Origin of the sequence: Hymenobacter aerophilus DSM 13606, from assembly GCF_000382225.1 — a bacterium.
Classification (GTDB): Bacteria; Bacteroidota; Bacteroidia; order Cytophagales; family Hymenobacteraceae; genus Hymenobacter; species Hymenobacter aerophilus.
The window spans coordinates 13,332-35,077 of sequence record NZ_KB907820.1 but is presented as its reverse complement, the minus strand read 5'-3'; the positions used below and the strand labels follow the sequence as shown (position 1 = coordinate 35,077).

The window sequence follows — 21,746 nt, the reverse complement described above, 5'->3', positions numbered from 1 at the left end:
ACTTCGCCCGAGCCCCGCGTCCCCTACGCCAAGCCGACTCCAGCCAGGGCCGGCCAATTACCCTAAAGCCGGCGGCAGACAGAACAGCAGGCGGCTACCGGCCAAACCCGCAGCCACCCGTGCCAAGGCATTTTTGCGCGCGAAAAGCATCCGGACCGGCTAACGCTGCGTTAACACTATATCCGCATTAATTTGCCTTATTTTATGATAGAGCGCTTACTGACAACCCCCGAAAGTCCGCACTATTGCCGGTTGCGCTATCTGATAAAGCCCCGGCAACTGACCGTCACCTGGCAGGGACACGTTACGGCCCCGCTGGCCTACGAAGGCGCCCAGGCGGCGCTCGATATCCTGCGCCAGCACCCATGCTGCTGCCTGCTCAACGACAACACCGCCCTGGAAGGCCCCTGGTTTGATTCGCTGCTGTGGCTGGCGCAGCGTTGGGCGCCGGCCGCCGCGCAGGCTGGCGTCCGCTTCGTGGCGCACGTGGTTCGGGCGGGCACGCTGGCTACTACCTTCGTTGCCAGCCCAACTCACCTGCTGTTCACCGAGTTTGAAATCCAGATTTTCGATTCGCTGGCCGAGGCCGAGGACTGGCTGGCCAGCTGCCGCGGCTGATCCGTTGAGCTGCCAGCCACAAGCCGCCCGTCATTCAGAGCGCAGCGAAGAATCTCGCGTGCTACCGTTGAACAATGACCATTCAGCGTGTTCAAGCGAGATTCTTCGCTGCGCTCTGAATGACGGGCGGCTTGTAGCTTGTAGCTCAACGACTCAGCTGCGCGGATGAAACTGGGTGATTACCTGGCGCAGGTAGTCGCGGTCGAGGTGGGTGTAGATTTCGGTGGTCGTGATGCTTTCGTGGCCCAGCATTTCCTGCACGGCCCGCAGGTCGGCGCCACCCTCGATTAAATGGGTGGCGAAGCTGTGGCGAAACGTGTGCGGGCTGATGCTTTTACTGATTCCGGCTTTCTCGGCGGCGGCCTTGATGATGTGGAAAATCATCACCCGCGAGAGGCCCGCCCCGCGCTTGTTGAGGAACACCGTGTCTTCGTGGCCGGGCTTGATGTCGAGGTGGGCGCGGATGCCCTGCAGGTAGAAGCCCAGGTGCTTAAGCGCGTCGCGGCCGATGGGCACCAGTCGCTCCTTGTTGCCTTTGCCCGTCACGCGCACAAAACCCTGGTCGGCGTAGAGGTTCGACAGGCGCAGGCCGGTCAGCTCGCTCACGCGCAGGCCCGAGCTGTAGAGCACCTCCAGCATGGCGCGGTTGCGGGTGCCCTCGGGCGTGCTCAAATCGATGGCGGCCAGCAGCTGCTCGACTTCGGGGTAGCTGAGCGTGTCGGGCAGCTTGCGGCCGGTTTTGGGCGCTTCCAGCGTGTCGGTGGGGTCGATGGAGAGCATGTCTTCCATGATCAGGAAGCGGTAGAAGGCCTTGATGCCCGAGAGCGTGCGGGCCTGCGAGGTAGCCTCCAGACCCAGGCCGCCCAGCCAGGTCAGAAAGTCGCGCAGCAGCCGGGTGGTTACCTGCTGGGGCGAGGCCTTCAGCCCTTCCAGCTCCAGGTACTGGCGCAGCTTGTGCACGTCGCGCGCATACGCCTCCACCGAGTTGGCCGACAACGACTTCTCCAGCTGCAGGTAGCCCTCGAACTGTTTGATAGCAAGATTCCAGGGCGACATGGGCGGTGAGGGGCTGGTAACTGAGGCACAAAAGAACGTCATTCTGAGCGGAGCGAAGAATCTCGCGTGTAGTGGTAACTCCAAACAGTAGAAATTACTTCGGCACGCGAGATTCTTCGCTCCGCTCAGAATGACGTTCTTTTGTGCCTTAAAACATAAAATACCTCAGTCTCTCCAAGAGCCCCTACTTCCCATGCAAATCCTGCTGCTCAACGGCCCCAACCTCAACCTGCTGGGCCGGCGCGAACCCGGCATCTACGGCACCCGTTCGTTCGAAGACTACCTGCCCGAGCTGGTGGAGGCCTTTCCGCAGTTCGAGCTGGAATATGCGCAGAGCAACCACGAGGGCGGCCTCATCGACAAGCTGCACGAAGTCGGTTTCAGCTACCACGGCATCGTGCTGAACGCCGGCGGCTTCACCCACACCAGCGTGGCGCTGGCCGACGCGGTGGCCGCCATCGGCGCGCCGGTTATCGAGGTGCACCTGAGCAACCTGCACGCCCGCGAGGAGTTCCGGCAGCGCAGCCTGCTGGGCCGCCACTGCGCCGGCAGCATCAGCGGCTTCGGGCTGGAAAGCTACCGGCTGGCCCTGCATTACCTCGACAGCCAGCGCCCCAAGCGGGTCGGGTTTCGGGTGTAGCGGTGGGTTTGAGCGATGAGGTGAACCCGTCTGTCATCCTGAGCGGCGCGAAGGACCTATACAGAAGCTAACATCTGAGATTAGTATTGCTGTATAGGTCCTTCGCTCCGCTCAGGATGACAGACAGGTTCACGCTTTCGCCGAGTCACTCATTCCCTGTTTCCTACCTTTGCCGCCTACTTCCAATCGGCCTTCTCTTATGTATACGTTCAATCCCGGCCCCTCGCAGGTGTATCCGCAGGTGCGCCACTATCTACAGGATGCCTTCGATGAAGGCTGGCTTTCGGCGCCGCACCGGGGCGAGAAGTTCGTGCAGATGGTGCGCCAGACGGTGCAGGAACTCAAAGCCAAGCTCAACATCCCGCAGGACTACACCATCTTCTTCCTCAGCTCGGCCACCGAGTGCTGGGAGGTGCTGGCCCAGAGCCTGACGCCCACCAAAAGCTTCCATCTCTACAACGGCGCCTTCGGCCAGAAATGGTTTGAAACCGCCAAAGCCCTGCGCCCGGCCTCGGTGGGCCAGAAATTCGGGCTTGATGAGGTGCCCGACACCGACAAGCTGCCCGGCCTTGACGAGCAGACCGACCTGGTGTGCATCACCCAGAACGAAACCAGCACCACCACCCAGCTGCGCGACGGCGTGGTGCTCAACCTCTTCAACCGCCTGCCTTCCAAGGCCTTGCTGGCTGTCGATGCCACCTCGTCAATGGCCGGCGTGCAGCTCAAGTTCATCAAGGGCGACATCTGGTACGCGTCGGTGCAGAAGTGCTTCGGGCTGCCGGCGGGCCTGGCCGTGATGGTACTGTCGCCGCGGGCCATCGAGCGGATGCGCCAGCTCAATGAGCGCGCCCACTACAACTCGCTGGTGCACCAGTACGACAAGATGCTCAACTTCCAGACCACCCACACGCCCAACGTGCTGGGAATCTACCTGCTGAGCCGCGCCATCCACGACAACCCGCCCATCAAAACCATCCACCAGCACGTGGTCGGGCGGGCCACCAAGCTCTACGATTACTTCGACCAGGCCACCCAGCTGCGGCCGCTGGTTTCCAACCCCGAAACCCGCTCCTCCACCGTAGTCGGCCTGCAGGCCGCGCCGGCGCTCATCGAGGAAGTAAGGCGCCGCGCCCTGGACCAGGGCCTGTTCATCGGCAGCGGCTACGGCGACCTGAAGGCCACCAGCCTGCGCATCGCCAACTTCCCGGCCATCCCCGACGCCGCCTTCGAGCAGCTCGTGCAGTTCTTCGCCAAGGAATTCGCCTAAATCAATCACTGATTTTCGCTGATTAGTCGTGATTACACTGATTTTTAAGTGAAGTCACGGCTAACCAGCGAGGGCTAATGCAAACGAGCGTAATCAAAGAACATAAAAATCAGCGAAATCACGACTAATCAGCGAAAATCAGCGATTCATGTTTAGCCTCAAAGAAATAGCCTCCGTCACGCTCACGCTGTTTGCCATCATCGATATTCTGGGCTCGGTGCCCATTATCATCCAGATTCGGCAGCGCGAGGGCAGCGTAAACGCCGAGAAGGCCACCTTCGTGGCGGGTGTGCTCATGGTGAGCTTTCTGTTTGTGGGCCAGAGTATTCTGTCGCTTTTCGGCGTTGATTTCCAGTCGTTTGCCCTGGCCGGCGCCATCATCATTTTCCTCATCGGCATGGAGATGATTCTGGGCATCGAGCTGTTCCGGCACGACCCGGCGGCGGGCACGGGTTCCATCGTGCCGCTGGCCTTCCCGCTCATCGTGGGCGCCGGCACCATGACCACGCTGCTCTCGTTGCGAGCCGCTTACGAGCTGCCCAACGTGCTGGCCGGCGTGCTGGTAAATCTGGTGTTCGTGTATCTGGTCATCAAAAGCTCGGCCTGGATTGAGCGCAAGCTCGGCAAGGCCGGCGAGGATATTCTGCGCCGCGTGTTTGGCGTCATCCTGCTGGCCATTGCCATCAAGCTCTTCAAAACGAACTTTTAAGGAGCTGGTAGTCAGAGGTTAGAAGCTAGCCTCACACCTGTCATCCTGAGCATGTTGCGCTTGGAGCAAGGACGAAGGACCTATACAGAAGCTAACATCTGAGTTTAGCATTGCTGTATAGGTCCTTCGTCCTTGCTCCAAGCGCAACATGCTCAGGATGACAGGTTTTCTGCCAGTTACTGGCTTCTCAAAAAACTCAGTACTCCCCGATAGCCGGTTCCTCGCGGCTCATGAGCAGGCCCACCATCATCAGGATGCCGGTGAGCAGGATAACGATGAAGAGGATGTTTTCGGAGACTTCGCCAATGAGGTGCTGCTGCGGAATGCTGTAGAACAGGAGCACCGTAATCAGGCCTTTCGGGGCAATGAACAGCTCCGGAATCAGGTCGGTTTTGGCAATAAAGCGTAGGTACAGGTAGCGGATAACTGTGAGGGCCACCACGATGATAAAGCCCTGAATCAGCAGCTGGGGACTGACGAGCTTGCTGACGGTGATGCTGTAGCCGAAGAGCAGAAAGAAGAACGTACGGATCAGGAAGGCCGATTCGGCCGTGATGCTGCGCAGCTGGTGCAGCTCTTCGGTGAGGCGCGCGGCGTTGAACCACCGCTGCATCGGGCCCACCATAAACTGCTCGGCGTTGTTGACGGCCAGCCCGAACACGAGCACCAGCACCAGCGACGAAAGGTGCAGCTGCTTGGCCACGCTGTAGAGCAGAATCAGGAAGGCCAGCACCAGAAAGAACTTGACGTGCAGCCGGATGCGGTCGAGCAGGAAGATAAGCGCGGCGGTACTCACCACGGCCACCACCATCACGGCCACCACGTCGCGCCCAAACGTGACGACCGACATGCCCTGGGCAAAGTTTTCCTGCAGGGCAAAGTTGAAGAGCATGATGCCCAGAATATCGGAAAACGTGCTTTCGTAGATGATGAACTCCTGCTTTTCGCCCGTCAGGCCGGCCACGCTCGGGATGGCAATGGCCGAGCTGATAACGGCCAGCGGAATGGCATTGACGAGGCAGCTCTGGAAATTCACCCCCAGCCAGTAGTGCAGAATCAGGGCAATTACCACCGACTGCACTACCAGCATGAGCACCGCCGCGAAGAAGGAGCGCCGAATAAGCGGGGCCTTTTCGCGGGTTATCTTCAGATCCAGCGCGCCCTCCAACACAATCATAATCAAGCCAATAATTCCGAATATCTCCAGAATTACTTTGGGCGTGGCGAAGTTGAAATCGAAGTAGTCGGCGGCCTGGCGCAGGGCAATACCCGAGAGCAGCAACATGAGCACCGACGGCACTTTGGTGGCCCGCGCAATCAGGTCGAACAGGTAGGACAGGATGACGGCCAAGCTCAGGCCGATAAGAATGGTATAAGAACCCATAGAGTGCAGTTAGGCCGAACGTAATTCCGGCTATACGAGCCGAAATGGGGGCGGTTGGCCGAAGTTTCGGCAAAGCGGAACGGCGAAGATACGGTTTCGGCGGCAGCGGCGGCGGCCGGGCAGTGAGCCGGCGGGGCCCGCCACCGCTCGGGGGCGCGGCGTACCTTTGCGCCATGCAACAGCTTTTGGGCAACGATGTGGCCGTGGTGGGCGGCGGCCCGGCGGGCCTGCTGGCCGCCCAGCGCCTGGCCGAAGCGGGCTGCCGGGTGCACCTCTACGAGGCCCAGGCCACGGTGGGCCGCAAGTTTCTGGTGGCCGGCCACGGCGGCTTCAACCTGAGCAACGCCGAAGACGCCACTGCCTTTAGTGCCCGCTACGCCGCCCGCCGCGCCGACTTCACGGGTTTTCTGAGTCACTTCTCCCCCACCGACCTGCGCGCCTGGGCCGCCGACCTGGGCATTGCCACCTTCGTGGGCACCAGCGGCCGCGTGTTTCCGGAGGCCCGGCACAAGCCCGCCGATTTGCTGCGGGCCTGGGTGGCGCGGCTGCAGAGGCTGGGCGTGCAGCTGCACGTGCGCCACCGCTGGCTGGGCTTCGGCCCAGGCGGCGCCCTGCACCTGCGCAACGAGGCCACCGGCGAGCAAACTACCGTGCGGCCCGCCGCCGCGCTGCTGGCCCTGGGCGGCGCCAGCTGGGCCAAAACCGGCTCCGATGGCGCCTGGCGGCCCGAGCTGGAGCGCATTGGCGTGCCGGTGGTGCCCTTTGCGGCCAGCAACTGCGGGGCCGAGGTAGCGTGGTCGGAGTTTTTTCGGGCGAAAGTGGGCCGGCAGCCGCTCAAGAACGTGGCCTTCAGCTGCGGCCCGGCCACGGTGCGCGGCGAAATCATGCTCACCGACTACGGCCTCGAAGGCACGCCCGTGTACGCCCTCACGCCCCAGCTGCGGGCCCGGCTGGCGGCCGGCGGCCCGGCCACGCTGCACCTGCACCTCAAGCCCGACCTGAGCCCGGCGCAACTGCTGGAGAAGCTGGCGCGGCGCAAAACTGGCAAGTCGGTGGCGTCGTTTTTACAGGAAGCGTTGCGCCTGGGGCCGCCGGTGCCCACGCTGTTGCGCGAGCTGGGCCCCGCCACGTTTCCGGCCACGGCGGCCGAAGCAGCGGCGCTGCTGTCGGCCCTGCCCATACCCGTAACCAGTTTGCGCCCGCTCGATGAGGCCATCAGTACGGCCGGCGGCGTGGCCTGGGAGGCGCTGGATGAGCACCTGATGCTACGGGCGCGGCCCGGCACTTTCGTGGCGGGCGAAATGCTCGATTGGGAAGCGCCCACCGGCGGCTATCTGCTGCAGGGCTGCTTTAGTACCGGCGCCTGGGCCGCCCGCGGCCTGCTGCAATGGCTGGCGGCGAATGGGTGATTTGGTGGTTTGGTGAACCGTTTTGTCATCCTGAGCGCAGCGAAGGACCTATACAGAAGCTAACAACTGGGATTAGCATTTGCTGTATAGGTCCTTCGCTATGCTCAGGATGACAGGACTTCACCGACTCACCGCTCTACTCCTTTTTTGCGCGCTCGGCTCTTTCGGCTTCGGCCAGCACGGCTTTGGCGTCGTTGAGCAGGCGCTGGCCGTGGTCGAGCTGGTGGCGCAGGATGAGGGCGAAGAGCACGAAGTAAGACACGATGGGCAGCACCATCCCCAGCGCAAACCACAGCCAGAACGAGCGGCCGTAGCTGTAGGCGCAGTAGCCCGTGGTGAGCGGCACCAGCGACATGGCAAACACCGCGGCAACAACTAAATCGACGAACATGCGGTGGGGCCTGAGCGGTGGGTAGAAAATCTTTCCATGCGGAAGATACAGTTTTATTAGCGGGCGCACAAGGTCCGGCCGGCAGCCTGCAAACCGGCCCGGCGCCCGAAAGTTGCGGTCGGCCGGGCTGGTTTGCAGACTGCCGGCTGGCGGGCAAACTTATCTTTCGGGCCGCTTTTTGCGTACCTGCCCCTTTCTGCCCTTCCCATTCTGCCCGCTGCCCCTATGTGGGAAAACCAAAGCCTGTTTCGCGTATCCGCCCAGCTCTTTGCCGATGGCGTGTTCAACCTGCTCGATCGGGCGCTGAAACCGGAAGTTTTCCTGCTCGGCATTGCCTCGGCCCGCGAAACCGACGAGCCCCAGGCCGTGGTCATCGAGCCCGCCAGCCACCGCTACGCCCCGCCCGACTTTGCCTCCGTGAAGGCCCACGCCGTCGCCCTCGAACCCGACGGCCCCCGCGAAGTGGTGTACCACCTGCACCCGCTCGACCACGACCGCTACGAAAAGCAGCGCTGGTACGAGCTGCTGCGCCGCGCCACCGAGCACACCCTGCACGAGCTGGTGGCTCACAAGCAGGAAGACCGCATCAGCTTCTGCTCGCTGCCCGTGAGCACCGGCGGCTACCAGGTGCTGATTGTGCTGCAGCTCTCGGCCGAAGCCTACCACAGCTACTACGCCCTGCCCGGCCCGGCCGTGCCCAACCGGCCGGCCTCGCTGCTGGCCGCCACCGTCGAGGAGCTGCTGCTCGATGCCTCGCGGGCCCTGCGCGAGTCCGACCACGCCGACGACGACCGGCTGGTGCTCAACCGCGACTACAATGAGGTGCTGCGCGCCGCCGGCCGCCGGTTTATGCTGCGCGCCGCCGCCGGCAGCCACGGCCTCTACGACGCCTGCAACGGCGTGGCCGCCCTGCGCCACGAAGGCGACGAGGGCGTGGGTACCATGCTGGTTTCCAGGCGCAACCACCCGGCCGTGGTGCCCGTGCTGATGCTCGATTCGCCGGTGCCGCTGCGCGACTACCGCCGTATCCGCAAGCTGCTGGAGCTGAGCGAAGACCGCCACGCGCTCATCACCGATGCCACCGACGTGTTCGGGCTGGGCTACCTCGTCGAGCCCGACGACGCGCAGTATGAGCCGGTGTTCACGGTTCATTTCACCAAGCACTACAGCTGGGAGCTGAGCCACGACGGCCAGCGCATGATGAAAGTGGTGTCGAATACGCCGCGCCTGCCACAGGGTACCATCGATGAAAACAACTTCACCCGCGCCGTGCGCCGCATTTTTCCGGTGCTCGATGCCGCCGGCATTGCCTACCTCTGGGAGCTGACGCTGAGCGCCGCCAAGCAGGAGCACGGCACCATCCTGCTCATTTCGGATGGCGCAGCCCAGGAGGCCGTCCGACTTTCGCCCCAGTGCTTCCGCGTTACGCCGCGCCTGATGACGCCCTCGGTGCTGCGGCTGGTAACCAATATTGACGGGGCCGTGCTCATCGGGCCCGGCGGCGTCTGCCACGCCATCGGGGCCATTCTGGACGGGCTGGCCACCGAAAAGGGCGACTCCAGCCGCGGCTCGCGCTACAACTCGGTGCTGCGCTACGTAGAAAGCAGCCGCTACCCGGTGCTGGCCGTAGTGGTGAGCGAAGACGGCTGGATTGATCTGCTGCCCCCCGTTGCGCGCTAACGACCCACCGACGGCCAGCGCCCGCCTCCACAGCTCGGCCCACCTTTTCACCTCCTTTCTGAACCCGCCATGCCCGTACCTGCTTTCGAACAAGACGACCGCCTGCGGTGGGTAGAGCGCGTTTCGCGCCTGCTCGACAGCCAGTTCCGGGTGCCCGGCACCAACTGGCGCTTCGGCCTCGACCCGCTTATGGGCCTGCTGCCGGTGGTGGGCGGGCTGCCGTCGCTGGCCATTTCGGGTTTGCTGATTCTGACCATGATGCGCCACGGCGCCAGCGGCAACCTGGTGGTGCGCATGGTGTTCAACGTGGTGCTCGACACGCTCATCGGCGCCATTCCGATAGTGGGCAACATCTTCGACTTCGCCTATAAAGCCAACGACCGCAACGTGGCGCTGCTGCGGGCGCACTACGCCGAGGGCCGGTATCAGGGCTCGGGCAAGGGCCTGCTGCTGGTGCTACTCTTGGTGCTGCTGGCCGTGGGCGGCCTGTTCGTGTGGGCCGCCTGGATGCTGGGCGCCGCCCTGTGGCACTGGGGCGAGTCGGTGCAGTGGTGAGTTGCTGAAACGCCGCACTCATTCCCGCCTGCCTACCTTTGGGGCATGATAACCCTTCGTTTCGCTCCGTTGCTGCTGGTGCTGGCCGCCTGCCAGCCCTCCACTTCCCAACCCGAAACCGGCTCGCAGCTGGCCGCGGCCGAGCAGACCGTGCTGGCCCGCCACGACACGCTGATGGCCCAGATGGACCAGCTCTACGAGCTGCGCCAGCAGCTGGCCAAAGCGCCGCCCGCCGCCGACACCGTGGCCGTCGGGCAGGCCCGCCGCGCGCTGGTGGGCGCCGAAAACGGCATGATGGACTGGATGCACCGTTACCGCCGCCCGGCCGACACCGTGGCCGACGCCCGCCGGCTGGCCTATTATGCCCGCCAGCAGGAACGCATCGATTCGGTGGGTCGTTTGTTTGAAAGCAGTCAGGCCGCCGCCCGCCAGCTGCTGGGCACTGCCCCGGCGGCCGCCGCGCCTTCGTCTTCTGTTATCCAATAAGCTGTTTTGTCATGACTACTTCGCTTCGCCGCGCCGGCCTGCTGCTGGCCGCTGCCGGGGCTGCCCTGAGCTTCTCGCTCGGCAGCTGCTCCGCTCCCGCCGATAAGCCGGCTGAACGCCTGTCAATCTACGGCATCAAGCACTCGGAGCCCACCTCGCCCGCCGACACGCTGCCCGACCCTATTCCGGCCTTCCGCCTCACCGATCAGGACCGGCAGGTGATTACCAACCAGACGTTTGCCGGCAAGATTTACGTCACCGACTTCTTCTTTGCCACCTGCCCCAGCATCTGCCCCAAAATGCAGAGCGAGCTGTTGCGGGTGTACAAAGCCTTCGAAGACAACCCCAAGGTGCTGTTTCTGAGCCACACCATCGACCCGGCGCACGACTCGATTCCGGTGCTGCGCGACTATGCCGAGCGCCTGGGCATCCAGAACGCCTCGCGCTGGCACTTCGCCACGGCCGGCCGCGACTCGATTTTCGCGCTGGCCAAAGCCTATATGACCGGCGCCGAGGCCGATGCCAGCGTGCCCGGTGGCTACGCCCACAGCGGCACCTTCGCCCTCATCGACTCGCAGCGGCGGGTGCGGGGCCTGTACGACGGCATGGTGCCCGAGCAGGTCGACCAGCTGATTAAGGACATTCCGGTGCTGCTGAAGGAAGAGGCCGAAACGCAACCCGTAGCCGCCAAATGAGGAGCCGTTCGTTGCGGCTGGCCGGAGCGGGCGCCCTGCTCCTGACGCTGGCCTTCTCGCTGGAAAGCTGCTTTACCGAGCGCCAGAACGAGGGCGCCCAGCTCTACGCCGCCCACTGCAGCAGCTGCCACGGCGACCAGGGCCAGGGGCTGGAGCGCCTCATTCCGCCCGTGGCCGCCGCCGACTACATCGCGCAGCACCGCACCGAGCTGCCCTGCCTCGTTCGCAAGGGCATGCAGGGCGACATCGTGGTCAACGGCATTCACTACAACCAGGTAATGCCCGGCCACGAGGACCTGACCGACTCGCAAATCACCAACCTGCTCAACTTCCTGCAAACCAACTGGGGCAACACCAACCAGTCCTACACCATCCGCGAAACCTCCGAGCTGCTCGGCCGCTGCAACGGCTCCGACGGGCAGTAGCGGTGAAATAGTGAGGTGGTGAGTAGTGAGTAGTGAGTAGTGAGTAGTGAGTAGTGAGTAGTGAAAGAACGTCATTCAGAGCGGAGCGAAGAATCTCGCGTGCCACAGTAATTCCTGACGACGGGGTTACCATTGCACGCGAGATTCTTCGCTTCGCTCTGAATGACGTTCTGTTCTAAAATTTAACCACTATCTCACCGCTGTCGCCAGCCAGTCGCCGACTACTTGGAGCGCGGATGGGGCGAAGGTTTCCTCGATGTCGGCGTAATGGCTGGTGGCTTGAGGGTCGGTTTGGAAGAGGTGGTTGAGGCCGGGCAGGGCGCGCACGGTGGCGTGGGAGTTGCGCGCCGCTTTCAGGCCCCGCTCGATGGCGGGCAGGTTCTCATCGGCGGCTACCTGCAGGTCGGTGGTGCCGTTGAGGGCCAGTACGGGCACTTTTACCTTGGCCAGGTACGTGGCCGGGTCGGTGAGCAGGAAGCTGCGCAGCCAGGGCGCGGTGAGCCCGGCAGCCTGTTTTTGCGCTTCCTCGGAACTCATAGCCGGAACTTGCTGCTGCATGACGGCGGCCAGTTGCTGCGTAGCCTCGGTGGTGGAAGCCGTAGCCGGCAGCCGGCGTAGAGCGGCAAAAAGAGCCTTATGCAGCCGGCGGTTGGCCCCGATGGCGGCCGAATCGGCGCCGGCGGCGTGGCCCAGGTCGGCCTGCTGGCGCAGCAGCACAGCGTCGCCGGGCACGCCCGGGCCGGCCAGACTCACCACAAAATCGGGGCCTTTAGGCTGGGCGGCGGCCTGCCAGGCAATCAGGCCACCTTCGCTGTGGCCGATGAGGCCTACTTGGCGGGGCTTGATGTCGGGGCGGGTGCGCAGGTAAGCCAGCGCCGCCTGGGCGTCGGCGGTGAAATCAGCCGTGAGCGCATCCTTGTAGATACCGCCCGATTGGGCCGTGCCCCGGTCGTCGTAGCGCAGCACCGCAAAGCCCCGGCGCGTCAGGTAATCGGCCAGCACCAGGAAGGGCTTGTGGCCGAACACGGTTTCGTCGCGGTCTTCGGGGCCCGAGCCCGATACCAGCACCACGGCCGGAAACGGCCCCTTGCCCTGGGGCAGCGTGAGCGTGCCGGCCAGCTTGAAACCGCCTTTGGGGTTAGGGAACGTGAGGTCGAGGGCGCGGTAGGGCAGCGGGCCCTTGGGCTCCTGGGGGCGGTTGGGGGCGGGAGCCGCGGCGCCGGTCGTGTTGCGCGTCAGGGTCAGCGGGAACTGGCCGCCGCCCTGGCTCCAGACGCCCGCGGCCTGCTGCCCATCGGCGGCGAAGCGGCCGGCAAAGCGCCCGCCAATTTTGTCGGCCCCAATCAGCAGGCTGTCGTGGCGCACCACTACGCTCGACAGCGGCAGGCCCGTGGCTCCCTGCTGGGGCACGGCCATCGTGCCGCTGAGCTGGTTGGCGGCACCTTGCAGGTCGAAGATTACGCGCAGACTTTGGCCGGGCAGCGTAATCTGGCCCTGCCAGCTGCCCGCGGCATCGGGGGTCGATTGGGCAAAGGCGGCGGGCGCAAGCAGCAGCAATTGGGCAGCAAGGAGGTGGCGGAGCGTTTTCATGCGGCAGGAAAGTTAAGGAAGGTAGATGGGAGAAGATACGTTTATTGCTTCAGCGTTTGGCGGCGGTGGAACTAAGGCAAAAGTGCAGCGCGCCAATGGCCACCGAAAAACTTTCGGACAACCCGATGCCCCGGCCGGACCAACGCCCGCACCGAGCGGATGAACCGCGTTCATCCTGCCGCGTTGCCGGGGGTCGGATGGGCGCATATCTTTGTTTAGGTGGTTTTCTGCCGCTTTCTATCCTTTTTTCCGATGCCCAAACACCCTTTGCCCGCACCGGCTGCGCCTGCGCTGGTACTGCCCGCCCGGCGGGTGTGGCCCCTGTTGCTGCTGCGCGATGCGCTGATCTGGACCAGCCTGCTGCTGTTTATGCGCTTCCTGATGGCGCAGCTGCCGCCGGGCATACAGTACGATCGGGAGGCGACGCTGCAGGAGTTTACGCTGGTTACGATGGGGGCGGCGTACGGCAACAATCTGGTTCTGGTACCGCGCCTTTTCGACAAGGGCCGCTACGGCTGGTATGCCTTGGCGCTGCTGGGCTGGGCATTGGTGCTGGAGCTGGCTTCGGAGCTCTTGTGGCCGGGCCTGCATCCGGGCACCTTCAAAACGGCCACCAACGCGGTATTCACCATGCTGTTGTCGTTGGGCCTGCTGATGGTGTGGCGCACCGTGGCCCAGCGGCGCAATCTGCTGCGGCGGAATCTGCTGGAGCGCGAGCAGCAGTTGCGGCTGCTGGAAGCCCAGGTGAACCCGCACTTTCTGTTCAACACCCTCAACAGCCTCTACGCGCTCAGCCTCACCCAAAGCCCCCAAACGCCCGACATGCTGCTGGCCCTGGCCGGGCTGATGCGCTACCAGCTCGAAAGCACCAAGCACGCCCAGGTGCCGCTCGCCGACGAGCTGGCTTACCTGCGCGACTACGCCCGCCTGCAGGAGCTGCGCCTCGGGGCCCGCTGCCCGGTTACGCTGGTGCTGCCCGCCGAGGAGGAAGTGGCCGGCCTCACGGTGCCGCCGCTGCTGTTTCTGGCCCTCGTCGAAAACGCCTTTACCTACGGTACCCGCCGGGCCGTGGGTAGCTTTGTGGCGCTGGAACTCACCGTGCAGGAGCGCCACCTGACACTAACCCTGCGCAACGCCCTGCCCCCGCCCACCGACCAACAAGGCGGCACCGGCACGGGCCTCAGCAACACCCGCCAGCGCCTGGCCCTGCTCTACCCCCACCGCCACCGGCTGCTGGCCGCCCCCAACCCCGCCGCGCCCGACCAGTTTCTCACCCAACTCACGCTCGACCTATGACAACCACGCCCCTGACGACCGTGCTGATTGTGGACGACGAGCCGCTGGCCCACGACGTGCTGCGCACCTACGTGGAGCGCGTGGCGCACCTGCGCGTGGCCGGCCACTGCTACACGGCCGCCGAGGCGCTGTCGTTTCTGCACCGCCAGCCCGTCGATGTGGTGTTGCTCGATATTCAGATGCCCGAAATGAGCGGTCTGGAGCTGCTGGCGGCCCTGCCCCACCCGCCCCACGTCATCCTCACCACGGCCCACGCCGAGTTTGCGCTCGAAGGCTACGAGTTTGGCGTGGTCGATTATCTGCTGAAGCCGGTGCCGTTTCCGCGCTTTCTGAAGGCCGTGGGCCGCTTGCCCACCGTGCCTGCGCCAGCTGTTGCGGCTGCCACAGCAGCGGCTTTGCCCGCACCACCTGCCACCGCGCCGGCCGCCCTGCTGCTGCGCGACGGGACCAGCACCCACCGCGTGCCGCTGGCCAATATCCGCTGGCTCGAAGCCTACGGCAACTACGTGAAGGTGCACACCGCCGCCGGCCGCATCGTGGTAACCGACACGCTGCGCCGGCTGCTGGCCGACGAGCTGCCGGCCCCCGATTTCCTGCGGGTGCATAAGTCCTACGTGGTGCCGCTGCGGCAAATCGAGCGGCTCGAAGGCAACCAGCCGACGGTGCGCGGCGGGCAGGTGCTGCCGCTGGGGGCCGCCTTTCGGCAGGAGTTTCTGCGCCACTGGCCGGGAACTGCGGGCTGAGCCGGGCGGTTGTTTTTGGGTAGGCGTTTGGCTGCCGGCCGGTTTTGGCCGTGCATCTTCGCCCAAACCTGCTTAGCTTGCAGCCTCATTTCCTTGCTTGAATATGGCCCTGTTTGACTTTCTAAAGAAGAAGCCCGAAGACAACGCTTCGGCCCCCGCAACTCCCGCCAAGGCTCCCGAATCGGGTGCTGCGCCCGCCGCTCCGGCCGAGCCGGCCGGCCCGCGCTACAAGGGTGCCAACTACCAGATGCCCGCCCCGGAGGCCCCCGCGCCCCTGCCCATGATTCCGCCGGCCCCGCCCATTGCCATGCCCGGCATGATGGGCGGCCAGCCCGAGGGCGAGATGCCTGAGCAGCCCGCGTTCGAGCCCACCAACATTCTGGAGCAATTGCTGCTCCAGGCTTCCTACGAGCCGCAGTTCCGTGCCCCCTTCTACCAGGCCCTGCTGGGGGAGGAAATTGCCGTGGTGCTGGCGGCCAGGGAAGACCAGGAGCCCGGCGAGGTGACGCCCACCGAAGGCATGGAGATTCAGCTGCAGGCGTTGCACGACGGCAAAATCGCCATTTTCACGTCTGTGGAGCGCATCTTCGACAATGGTGCCGTGCCCGAGGGCAGCGTCACCTACATGCGCCTGCGGGGCCACGACTTCTTCTCCATGGTGCAGGATGCCGACTGCGCCCTTAACCCGTTCTCGGCCATAGGCAAGCTGCTTCCCGCCGACGAAATTAAGGCCCTGATGGCTGGTCAGCTGTTCGAGGGCGCCCCGCAGCAGGACGTGCAGGTAACGCTGCACCAGCCCGAGCCCGAGCCCACCGCCCTGCTCGCCGCCCTGCGCGAGTACAGCGCCACGCAGCCCGCCATCCGCAACGTGTACCTGGCCGAAATGCGCCTGCAGAACGCGCCCGAGCAGTCGCGCCTGCTCGTGGCCTTCGATACCGAGGGAACCGACCCGGCCTTCATGCAGGACCTGGGCCCGGTTATCCAGGGCAACATCAACGAGGCCCAGTTCGTGGACCTGATGCTGATTGACCCCACCTCCGAAGAGCCCTTGGTGCAGTACCTGCGCACTACCGAGCCGGTATACGCCCGCGCTTAGAGCTTAGAGCTTAGAGCTTAGATCTTAGATCTTAGAGAGGAACGTCATTCCGCAAGGGGTGGCGTTCTTTTTTTGGCCTTTCTGGCGAGGCCGTTCAGGCTGTTTCGCTTTGTTCGGGCTGATTGGTTTTTTGCATGAAGCGGGCCAGCAGCGGGCGCAGGGCGAAGTACAGCACCGGCCCCAGCACCAGAAACGCGCCAGCCCAGAGCAGCAACGCGCCCAGGATGGCGTGCCAGAGCAGTTGCAGCGCCGCCAACCAGTCGTGGGCCAGCAGGTAGCGCAGTTTGTCGAGGGTGAGTTCGGGCGCATCGTCGCCCCAGAGCAGCGCGCCCTGGCGCAGCAGCGGAATGATGAGCAGCAGCTGCACCGGGCTCCAGAGGTGGGCAATGAGCAGGGCGGCGGCCACGTTCAGGCGCAGGCGCAATGCCGCCGCCGTGGCCGTGAGCGTGGTCAGGCCCAGCACCGGAATGGTGCCGCAGGCCGTGCCCAGCACCACCGTCAGGGCCAGCTGGTGTGGCGTAAGGCCCTGGCGCAGCAGCCCCAGCAGCGGGTCGAGGAGGCGGCGCTGCCACCAGCTACGGGGCGCAGGTGTGGCGGGCGGCGGCAAAGAGGGTTCAGACACGGCAGTCAACGTAAAGGCAACCGGGCCTGGCGGCTTGCTCGCCGATGGCCCGGTTGGCAAAGATAAGCCGAGTCGGAGCCGAACCTGACAGGCTCGTCACGCAGTTATAATTCGCTCTGCCCATCAACCCCAAACGGCACCCGACTCCGTCGAAACACCCTCCGACCAAGGCGAAACACCTCCCAACCAACGCAAGACACCCTCCGGCTAATCTAAAACACCTCCCGACTGAGGCGAAACACGTCCCGCCCAAAGCAAAACACCTCGCGACCAAAGCAAAACACTTCCCGACTAATCGAAAACACGTCCCGACTGTTGCAAAACACCTCCTGACCAGGATGAAACACGTCCTGACTAAAGCGAAACACGTCCCGCGCTTTTCTCTTTCATACCGGGCTTTCGTCTCTACCCAACGGAACTACTGCCTGACAACGGTTTACCAGCGCGCCATTCGCCGGCCGTAGTGCGCGTATCTTCGCGCCGCAGCCGGCGCCGTCCGGACTGCCTTTCGCCCCGGCGCCCTCCATGACCCCTCCTCCTGTTCCGTTGCGCCTGGCCCGTCGGCCGCTCGTGGTTTTTGGGCTGCTGCTGCGCCGGGCGGCCCGCGAGTTCAGCTACCACGACCCGCTGCGGCTGGGCGCGGCCACGGCTTTCTTCGCCACGTTTGCCCTGCCGCCCATCGTCATTATCCTCATCCAGGGGCTGGGTTCCCTGTATTCGGCCTCGCAGGTGCGGGTGCTGCTGCTCACCAAACTCTCGCACCTGCTGGGCGCCTCGGCGGCCGGGCTGGTCGAGCAGATTCTGCGCAACGTGACCGATGTGCAGCGCAGCCGGCTGGTTACGTGGCTGGGCTTTGCGTTTCTGCTGTTCATCGCCACCACCCTGTTCGGCGTTATTCAGCACTCGCTCAACCAGATATGGCAGGTGCGGGTGCGGCGCAGCAGCGGCCAGTTGCGCACCGTGCTCAAGGAACGGACCCGCTCGCTGGGCCTGCTGCTGGCCACGGGCCTGCTCTCGATGCTGGCCTTCCTGTCGGATGCTGCCCTGGGCTTCGCGGCCCACTACGCCGAGTATTTCGACGCCAGCTTCAGCCAGCTGGTGCTCGAAGCGGGCAACAAGTTCTTCTCACTGCTGATTATTGTGGGCTGGTGCGGCGTTACGTTTCGCAACCTGAGCTCGGCCAAAGTGCCCCGCAAGGCCGTGTGGCGGGGCGCCCTGCTCACCGGCAGCCTCATCAGCCTGGGCGAAAGCGTGCTGGGCCTGCTGCTGGTGCCGCGCAACCTGGGCCCCATCTACGGGCCGGCCTCCAGCATTGTGCTGGTGCTGCTGTTCGTGTTCTATTCGGCCATGATTTTCTACTTCGGCGCCTGCTTCACCAAAGCCTACACCCACCACGCCGGCCTCGACATCCGCCCCAAAAAATCGGCCGTCCGCTACAAGCTGGTCGATGTGGTGGAGGAAGATGAAGTGAGAAGTGAGAAGTGAGAAGTGAGAAGTGAGAAGTGAGAAGTGAGAAACGGTACGGAGCCCGTTGATAATAGAAGTGTCATTCTGAGCGAAGGCGCAGCCGTAGTCGAAGAATCTCGCGTGCAACGCTAATCCAGTCGTTAGAAGTTACTATGGCACGCGAGATTCCTCGTCCCTGGCTCCATGCGCCACATGCTCAGAATAACGCTTCTGGTTGTTCCCTCTCGTAAAGCCGTACCTTTGTCGGCTGAATCCCCGACCATGACTCCGACCGAACCGATTACCCCCGCCCCCACTACCGCCACCTTCGCCGACCTGGGCCTGGCGCCCGAGCTGCTGCAGGCGCTGGCCGAGCTGCAGTTTGAGGCCCCCACGCCCGTGCAGGAGCAGGTAGTGCCCATGGCCCTGGCCGGGCAGGATGTGGCCGGGCAGGCGCCCACCGGCTCGGGCAAAACCGCCGCCTACGGCCTCTCGGTGCTGCAGTTGCTCGATTTAAAGCAGGACGCCGTGCAGGTAATCGTGCTGGTACCCGCCCGCGAGCTGGCCCTGCAGGTGCGCGATGCCCTCAAAAAGCTGGGCAAGTACCTGCCCAACCTGCGGGTGGCAGCCTTCTACGGCGGCCACGCGTTCCGCGAAGAAACCGCCTCGCTTACCCAGGCCCCGCACATCGTGGTGGCGACGCCCGGCCGTCTGCTCGACCACTTCGAGCGGCGCTCCATCATCCCCAATCAGCTGAAAACCCTGATTCTGGACGAAGCCGACAAGCTGCTGGAGCTGGGCTTTCAGGACGAGCTGGTGGAAATTATCAAGCGCCTGCCCCGCCGCCGCCAGACGCTGCTGTTCTCGGCCACGATGTCGGACAAAGTGGTGGAGCTGATTCGCAAGAACCTGACCCGCCCGCGGGTGGTAAATGCCGGCCAGGACACCGACGAGCTGCCCGAAAACCTGACGCTGCTCGGCCACGTGGGCCCCATCGAGCAGAAACCCGCCGCGCTGCTGCACCTGCTGAACCTGCCCGAAACCGGCCGCGCCCTCATCTTCTGCAACACCCGCGACCGGTGCATGGAGCTGACGCGCTTTCTGGTGGGCCGCGGCGTGGCGGCCGAGGTGCTGCACGGCAAAATGCCCCAGCCCGAGCGCGACAAAGCCCTGCTCAAACTCCGCAACGGCTCCAGCCAAGTGCTGGTGGCCACCGACGTAGCCGCCCGCGGCATCGACGTAACGCAGCTCGATACGGTGGTGCAGTACGACGCGCCCGACAAGGCCGACGGTTTCCAGCACCGCGCCGGCCGCACGGCGCGCGCCGGGGCCGCCGGCACGGCTCACCTGCTGGCCACCGAGAAAGAGAAGACCCACGTAAGCAAATGGCCGGTGGCCGCGGGCATCAAGTGGAAGCCCCTGCACGCGCCCAAGCTGCCACCCGCCGCCCCCAAGGCCCCGCGCCCCGAGAACGTCACGCTGCACGTTTCGGCCGGTAAAAAGGATAAAGTAAGCGCCCACGACCTAGTTGGCGCCTTCGTGAACGTGGGCGGCGTGGCCCGCGACGAGGTGGGCCACATTGAGGTATTCGACTACTACAGCTACGTGGCCGTGCCCCGCGAGCAGGCCCAGCTGGTGGCCGAGCGCCTGGCCGGCACCAAGGTGAAAGGCCGCAAAGTGCGCGTATCGGTGGTGGCTTAGCGCTCCTACCGCACTTTCCGCCGCGCTTCGCCCGCGCTGGCAGCCACCCCGGCTGCCGGCGCGGGCGAAGTCGTTTTCAGGGTTGCCGACTGGTTGCCGGGCGGTGCAATGATGCTGCTTTTGCCAATACTGATGCAAACAAGTATAGCATAGGCACATGTAGCCGGTATCCGGCCGAAATCTGCTACTTTGGCAGGCGGAGCCGTGCGTGCGGTTCTGCTGCTTAACTGCCCACCGTTTCTCACCCTCGCCGCATATGGCCGCTCCTGTTACGTCTGCCCCGCTGCCCGCCGCGGCCTCCCCAAACGCACCCGGCACCGAAACACCCAACTACACCCCGGCTCTGGCCTCGCTGACGGTGCTGTTCTTCATGATGGGCTTTATCACCTGTCTCAACGACATCCTGATTCCCTACCTGAAGGCCATTTTCAGCCTCAGCTACACCCAGGCCAACCTGATTAACCTGTGCTTTTTCGGGGCCTACTTCGTGATGGGCATTCCGGCCGGGCGGCTGGTGCAGCGCATCGGCTACAAGGGCGGCATGCTGGCGGGCTTTCTGATTGCCGCGCTCGGGGCGTTCCTGTTCTACCCGGCCGCCGACAGCCGCAGCTACGGCCTGTTTCTGGGCGCGCTGTTCGTGCTGGCCACGGGCGTGGTGCTGCTGCAGGTGGCGGGCAACCCCTACGTGGCCATTCTGGGCCCGGCCCCGTCGGCCCCGGCCCGGCTCACGCTCACGCAGGCCTTCAACTCGCTGGGCACTACGGTGGCCCCGCTGCTGGGCTCGGCCCTCATCCTCAAGCACCTGCCCGACCTCGACACGGCCGCCTCGGCCGCGGCCATCGATGTGAAGGCGGTGCAGACGCCCTACCTGGCTATCGGGGCCGTGCTGGTGCTCATCAGCCTGCTGCTGGCCCTGCTCCGGCTGCCTAAAATCACGCATGCCGAATCGGCAACCGAGGACCTGAGCCGCCGCGCCTACCACTACCGCCACCTCGTGTTCGGCGTGCTGGGCATTTTCGCCTACGTGGGCGGCGAGGTGGCCATCGGCTCGCACATCGTCTCGTACCTGCACCTGCCCGACGTGATGAACCTGACGCCCAAAGTGGCGGGCGACAAGGTGGCCTGGTACTGGGGCGGAGCGATGGTGGGCCGGTTTCTGGGCGCCTACCTGCTCAACAAGTTCAACCCGGGCCGGCTGCTGGCCGGCAACGCGCTGGGCGCGGTGGCGCTGGTGCTGCTGTCGGTGAGCTCGACCGGCGCGCTGGCCATGTGGAGCCTGCTGGCCGTGGGGCTGATGAACTCCATCATGTTCGCCACCATTTTCACGCTGGCCGTGCGCGATTTGGGCCGCCACACCGAGGAGGCCTCGGGCCTGCTGAACGTGGGCATTGTGGGCGGGGCCATCATTCCGCTGCTGTTTGGCATGGTGGCCGATGGCAGCAGCCTGCGCTGGGCCTTCGTGCTGCCGGTGCTTTGCTACGCCTACATTGTGTGGTACGGCCTCAAAGGCCACCGGCCGGCAGCGGTAGCCCCGGCTCCGGCAGTGCCCGTTTTCACCTGAAGCTGCTGTTTATCTGCAGCCAGAACCGCTGGCGCAGCCTGACGGCCGAACGGCTGCTGGACAACCATCCTACCTGTCAGGCCCGCTCGGCCGGCACCGAGCCGGGCGCCCGCGTGCGCGTTACGGCCGGCCACCTGGGCTGGGCCGAGGTGGTGCTGGTGATGGAGCGCCGCCACGCCGATATCCTGCGCCAGAAGTTCCCGGAGGAGCTGGCCGGCAAGCGCGTCATCAACCTGCGCATCCCTGATAAATTTCAGTTTATGAGCCACCTACTGGTCGACTTGCTGCGTGAGCGGCTGCGCGAACAGCTGGCCGTGGATGTGTAGGTGCGGGCTGCACGCCGTGGCGACCATCGTGGCGGCCAACCCGGACCGGC

General features: G+C 64.6%; 22 protein-coding genes. 17 read left to right on the top strand and 5 right to left on the bottom strand.

The window, feature by feature from the left end; genetic code table 11:
- Nucleotides 1-204: 204 nt before the first annotated feature.
- Nucleotides 205-618, top strand: a complete 414-nt coding sequence (locus H145_RS22900) for an STAS/SEC14 domain-containing protein (protein WP_157541612.1) — start codon at nt 205-207, stop codon at nt 616-618.
- 153 nt (nt 619-771) lie between these two features.
- Here the strand turns inward: H145_RS22900 and xerD are convergent, their stop codons facing one another.
- Entirely contained in the window at nt 772-1,674 is a 903-nt protein-coding gene (gene xerD, locus H145_RS0114455) for a site-specific tyrosine recombinase XerD (protein WP_019948877.1), read from the bottom strand.
- 193 nt (nt 1,675-1,867) lie between these two features.
- Between xerD and aroQ the strand changes: the two genes are divergently transcribed.
- The 3 genes from aroQ (at nt 1,868) to H145_RS0114440 (ending at nt 4,290) form a co-directional block, all read left to right on the top strand.
- Nucleotides 1,868-2,314, top strand: coding sequence for a type II 3-dehydroquinate dehydratase (gene aroQ, locus H145_RS0114450; protein ID WP_019948876.1), 447 nt, complete (start codon nt 1,868-1,870; stop codon nt 2,312-2,314).
- 199 nt (nt 2,315-2,513) lie between these two features.
- Nucleotides 2,514-3,581 (top strand): aminotransferase class V-fold PLP-dependent enzyme, encoded by a 1,068-nt coding sequence (locus H145_RS0114445; RefSeq protein WP_019948875.1) that lies wholly within the window; start codon nt 2,514-2,516, stop codon nt 3,579-3,581.
- Between the two features lie 148 nt (nt 3,582-3,729).
- Nucleotides 3,730-4,290 carry a MarC family protein gene (locus tag H145_RS0114440; RefSeq protein WP_019948874.1) on the top strand — a complete coding sequence of 187 codons (561 nt, stop codon included), beginning with the start codon at nt 3,730-3,732 and terminating at the stop codon, nt 4,288-4,290.
- Nucleotides 4,291-4,486: 196 nt separating this feature from the next.
- Here the strand turns inward: H145_RS0114440 and H145_RS0114435 are convergent, their stop codons facing one another.
- Complete coding sequence (locus H145_RS0114435; RefSeq protein ID WP_019948873.1) at nt 4,487-5,674, bottom strand: cation:proton antiporter domain-containing protein; 1,188 nt, start codon at nt 5,672-5,674, stop codon at nt 4,487-4,489.
- A gap of 173 nt (nt 5,675-5,847) precedes the next feature.
- Here H145_RS0114435 and H145_RS0114430 point away from each other — a divergent pair, with 173 nt between their 5' ends.
- Entirely contained in the window at nt 5,848-7,083 is a 1,236-nt protein-coding gene (locus tag H145_RS0114430) for a BaiN/RdsA family NAD(P)/FAD-dependent oxidoreductase (protein ID WP_026351536.1), read from the top strand.
- Between the two features lie 136 nt (nt 7,084-7,219).
- Here H145_RS0114430 and H145_RS0114425 read toward each other — a convergent pair whose 3' ends face one another.
- A complete protein-coding gene (locus H145_RS0114425) occupies nt 7,220-7,474 on the bottom strand; it encodes a hypothetical protein (RefSeq protein ID WP_019948871.1) in 255 nt (84 codons plus the stop codon).
- Between the two features lie 225 nt (nt 7,475-7,699).
- Between H145_RS0114425 and H145_RS22895 the strand changes: the two genes are divergently transcribed.
- The 5 genes from H145_RS22895 to H145_RS0114400 all read left to right on the top strand — a co-directional run bounded on the left by H145_RS22895 (nt 7,700) and on the right by H145_RS0114400 (nt 11,315).
- Complete coding sequence (locus tag H145_RS22895) at nt 7,700-9,154, top strand: diadenylate cyclase (RefSeq protein ID WP_019948870.1); 1,455 nt, start codon at nt 7,700-7,702, stop codon at nt 9,152-9,154.
- 69 nt (nt 9,155-9,223) lie between these two features.
- Nucleotides 9,224-9,709 carry a DUF4112 domain-containing protein gene (locus tag H145_RS0114415; protein WP_019948869.1) on the top strand — a complete coding sequence of 162 codons (486 nt, stop codon included), beginning with the start codon at nt 9,224-9,226 and terminating at the stop codon, nt 9,707-9,709.
- Nucleotides 9,710-9,754: 45 nt separating this feature from the next.
- Nucleotides 9,755-10,195, top strand: coding sequence for a hypothetical protein (locus tag H145_RS0114410; RefSeq protein ID WP_157541610.1), 441 nt, complete (start codon nt 9,755-9,757; stop codon nt 10,193-10,195).
- A gap of 11 nt (nt 10,196-10,206) precedes the next feature.
- The gene (locus H145_RS0114405) at nt 10,207-10,890 is read left to right on the top strand and encodes an SCO family protein (RefSeq protein WP_019948867.1); all 684 of its coding nucleotides are present in this window, start codon (nt 10,207-10,209) and stop codon (nt 10,888-10,890) included.
- Nucleotides 10,887-11,315 (top strand): c-type cytochrome, encoded by a 429-nt coding sequence (locus H145_RS0114400; protein WP_157541608.1) that lies wholly within the window; start codon nt 10,887-10,889, stop codon nt 11,313-11,315. The genes H145_RS0114405 and H145_RS0114400 overlap by 4 nt, the downstream gene beginning before the upstream one ends.
- Before the next feature lie 189 nt (nt 11,316-11,504).
- Here the strand turns inward: H145_RS0114400 and H145_RS0114395 are convergent, their stop codons facing one another.
- A complete protein-coding gene (locus H145_RS0114395) occupies nt 11,505-12,905 on the bottom strand; it encodes an alpha/beta hydrolase family protein (RefSeq protein WP_019948865.1) in 1,401 nt (466 codons plus the stop codon).
- Nucleotides 12,906-13,157: 252 nt separating this feature from the next.
- Between H145_RS0114395 and H145_RS22890 the strand changes: the two genes are divergently transcribed.
- The 3 genes from H145_RS22890 (at nt 13,158) to H145_RS0114380 (ending at nt 16,040) form a co-directional block, all read left to right on the top strand.
- Entirely contained in the window at nt 13,158-14,201 is a 1,044-nt protein-coding gene (locus H145_RS22890) for a sensor histidine kinase (protein ID WP_019948864.1), read from the top strand.
- On the top strand, nt 14,198-14,944 hold the full coding sequence (locus H145_RS0114385) for a LytR/AlgR family response regulator transcription factor (protein ID WP_019948863.1): 747 nt from the start codon (nt 14,198-14,200) through the stop codon (nt 14,942-14,944). The genes H145_RS22890 and H145_RS0114385 overlap by 4 nt, the downstream gene beginning before the upstream one ends.
- Nucleotides 14,945-15,047: 103 nt before the next feature.
- Nucleotides 15,048-16,040 carry an enhanced serine sensitivity protein SseB gene (locus tag H145_RS0114380; protein ID WP_019948862.1) on the top strand — a complete coding sequence of 331 codons (993 nt, stop codon included), beginning with the start codon at nt 15,048-15,050 and terminating at the stop codon, nt 16,038-16,040.
- A 94-nt stretch (nt 16,041-16,134) separates the two neighbouring features.
- Here H145_RS0114380 and H145_RS21415 read toward each other — a convergent pair whose 3' ends face one another.
- Nucleotides 16,135-16,662, bottom strand: coding sequence for a DUF2062 domain-containing protein (locus H145_RS21415; protein WP_169513197.1), 528 nt, complete (start codon nt 16,660-16,662; stop codon nt 16,135-16,137).
- A gap of 525 nt (nt 16,663-17,187) precedes the next feature.
- On the opposite strand from H145_RS21415, the gene H145_RS0114370 reads away from it, so the two are divergent.
- From H145_RS0114370 to H145_RS0114355, 4 genes are all read left to right on the top strand, one after another.
- On the top strand, nt 17,188-18,147 hold the full coding sequence (locus H145_RS0114370) for a YihY/virulence factor BrkB family protein (RefSeq protein WP_083937799.1): 960 nt from the start codon (nt 17,188-17,190) through the stop codon (nt 18,145-18,147).
- Nucleotides 18,148-18,390: 243 nt separating this feature from the next.
- Nucleotides 18,391-19,809 (top strand): DEAD/DEAH box helicase, encoded by a 1,419-nt coding sequence (locus H145_RS0114365; protein WP_019948859.1) that lies wholly within the window; start codon nt 18,391-18,393, stop codon nt 19,807-19,809.
- Between the two features lie 256 nt (nt 19,810-20,065).
- Complete coding sequence (locus H145_RS0114360; protein WP_019948858.1) at nt 20,066-21,370, top strand: sugar MFS transporter; 1,305 nt, start codon at nt 20,066-20,068, stop codon at nt 21,368-21,370.
- Nucleotides 21,301-21,696, top strand: a complete 396-nt coding sequence (locus tag H145_RS0114355; protein WP_019948857.1) for a low molecular weight protein tyrosine phosphatase family protein — start codon at nt 21,301-21,303, stop codon at nt 21,694-21,696. The genes H145_RS0114360 and H145_RS0114355 overlap by 70 nt, the downstream gene beginning before the upstream one ends.
- The last annotated feature ends 50 nt before the right edge of the window (nt 21,697-21,746 follow it).